Here is a 2,269-nt window from a genome sequence, read left to right as displayed (position 1 = left end):
ATCCTGACGCTGGCCGGCGGCCGTGAAACGGTGGGCGAGGGCGCGCTGCTGCTCGCCGCCTATTCGCTGGGGCTGGGCATCCCGTTCCTGATCGCAGCGCTGTTTTCCGGCGCCTTCATGCGCTTCCTCGGCAAATTCCGCGTTCATCTCGGCCGGGTTGAAAAAGCAATAGGCGCGCTGCTGGTTGTCGCTGGCGTGTTTTTCCTCACCGGCGGCGTTCAGACGGTGTCTTACTGGCTGCTGGAGAATTTTCCGCTGCTGGGGCGGTTGGGGTAGGCGTTCGAGCTCAAGCGGGCTTACGGATATTGTTTCACTTGCGTAGTAAGTTCCGGATCGGAATTTCCCCGCTCCATTTGGTCTTACACTGCAATATTGACGTGAGCCTGCAAAAGCTCGCACAATCAATTCAAAGCTTGATATTGTGCAGCATGAGAAGTGGAAAAATTCCTTTTAGATTCGATATTGCCGACTTGCTGGCGCGAGCGCGGAGGCAAGTGGATGGTCGCTTGGGTGACGTGACGATTAACCTCCCATTTATCAGTATCGCTGTCAGCCCGAATGATCGAGAGCGTAAGGTTGCCCGCGAGCTCGTAATTCGGCTCCGGGATCGCAGGATTCTGTCCGCTTGGGAGTGCTGCGATGGCTGCATTGACAATGCGCTCAAGTCGCTTGGGGAAATCAGGCAAACGCTCGTGGACAAACGGGTAGAGCTTGCCGACTTGCAGGATGGGCCGCTGTACTTACTGCTTGACGCGATGGCTCTGGGTATTCGCCAATTTATGACGTTCGAGGAACTGCTCCGGCGCGACGAGAACGCCCCGCTGCATCCACGCTTTGGAGAATTCTATCGACCGCCTGACACCCGGCAGGCTTATTTTGATGCACTGGAGGTGCTCCGCGGGCACCTGAACCGGTGCCTTGGGCAGATCGCTACGATTGCCAAGATGCCAATGGCCGACGAAGGCGTGATTGCCGACTATCAAGGGCCGTGGCAGCTAGAGGCCTATCAGGAGCCGCCAGCTCTGCCCTCTCCTGACAGCTAGCGCTGTCGTTGCAAACGCGAAATCGACTTAGGCAATTGGGGAGGCAGCCTATGTGGAATTGGTTGAGGAAGAAATCGAGCCAGCCTGACCATGAACTCAAGGCCCTGGCTGAGCAATTTGTCCGGCCACAATCGCTCGCTGTAGCGTTGGCCGCATCTGTGCGCGACTACGTCAATGCAGTGAAAGCGGGGAAGTTGTCCTATCCTGCCCATCGCAGAGAGGGCGCAAGCGTTGTCGAGATATGGGCCGACTTGCGGATAGAGGCGATCCACAAACTGTTCAACTTTGGGCAATCGGATGCTTTCCTGTTTTCGGACCATCGCCGGCAGGAAGAATTATTGGCTTGCTTCCTGGACGAGCGAGTTCACCTTGAAATGCCGCAACCTCGCGGAGCGGGGGTTCCCGATACCATACAGGCAATGTGGCAGGTCTACGTCTACCTAAGTGCTGCAGGGTCAGAGGTGGCCGACCGCGAGACGGATCGGGAAGGCCTCAAATTGAAAGGGCGATCCATTCTTGATCGAATGGAATCAGATTGCGCCGACGCAAGGCCGAGATGGGGGGCATTTCGGACGGGCGTGGCGAGCAGCACGGTCCCCCCAACCATGATAGAGCTGCTACATGCGGACGTGACTGCCAAGGCTAAGTCGATCGCACTGTCCAAGGTGTTCGGGCCCTATTATGAGGGCGGGATTAAGCACATGGAGAGTCTGCTTGCCAAACAAGGAAGCGACGTGGCCGCTTTCCAAGCCTCGGTCGAACGACTGCTCGCAGCCAAGGATCCGGACTATCTTACGTCTCGCTAGTGGCAATATCGACCAGCTGCTCGACCCACCTCACCGGAATTTAACCGCATTGGTGCAGCATGGCGCCAGATGCTACCTATCTTCGATTCCTGATCCCTTTTCATATGGTTGTCCTTTCCATGAGCCAGAGATCCTGCCTGTCCGTCATCCTCGCCGCCGGCGAAGGCACGCGCATGAAGAGCGTGCTGCCGAAGGTGCTGCACCAGATTGCCGGGCTGCCGATGGTCGCCCATGTGGTGAAGGCAGCGGAAGAGGCGGGTGCCGGCAGCCAGGCGCTGGTGATCGGCCATGGCGCCGACGAGATGCGCAAGGCGGCGGCACGGTACGCGTCGAAGGCCGAGACTATCGTCCAGGAAAAGCGCCTATGCATCGCGCGCGTCTTGCTTGCCGCGCCCGATGCGATATCAAAGGGTAATGACA

At 58.0% G+C, this 2,269-nt stretch carries 4 protein-coding genes; all 4 read left to right on the top strand.

Going from position 1 to position 2,269, the window contains the following annotated elements; all coding sequences use genetic code 11:
• Positions 1–276: cytochrome c biogenesis protein CcdA (locus EN969_RS27535; RefSeq protein ID WP_245467525.1), on the top strand; the 276-nt coding region annotated here is incomplete at its 5' end.
• A 101-nt stretch (positions 277–377) separates the two neighbouring features.
• Positions 378–1,043: a hypothetical protein gene (locus EN969_RS27530; RefSeq protein WP_127224175.1), complete on the top strand. Its 666-nt coding sequence runs from the start codon at positions 378–380 to the stop codon at positions 1,041–1,043.
• Positions 1,044–1,093: 50 nt separating this feature from the next.
• Entirely contained in the window at positions 1,094–1,849 is a 756-nt protein-coding gene (locus EN969_RS27525) for a hypothetical protein (protein ID WP_063167903.1), read from the top strand.
• A 119-nt stretch (positions 1,850–1,968) separates the two neighbouring features.
• Positions 1,969–2,269, top strand: a 301-nt coding sequence (locus EN969_RS27520; protein WP_164758543.1) for an NTP transferase domain-containing protein, incomplete at its 3' end; no start/stop codon positions are given.

Origin of the sequence: Mesorhizobium sp. M7A.F.Ca.CA.003.01.2.1, assembly GCF_003998945.1 — a bacterium.
GTDB lineage: Bacteria > Pseudomonadota > Alphaproteobacteria > Rhizobiales > Rhizobiaceae > Mesorhizobium > Mesorhizobium ciceri.
This window is presented reverse-complemented; position numbering and strand designations above follow the sequence as displayed.

What these genes read in the sequence shown, in the direction of transcription:
- EN969_RS27525 (WP_063167903.1), top strand. Translation starts at nt 1,094, where the DNA reads ATGTGGAATTGGTTGAGGAAGAAATCGAGCCAGCCTGACCATGAACTC.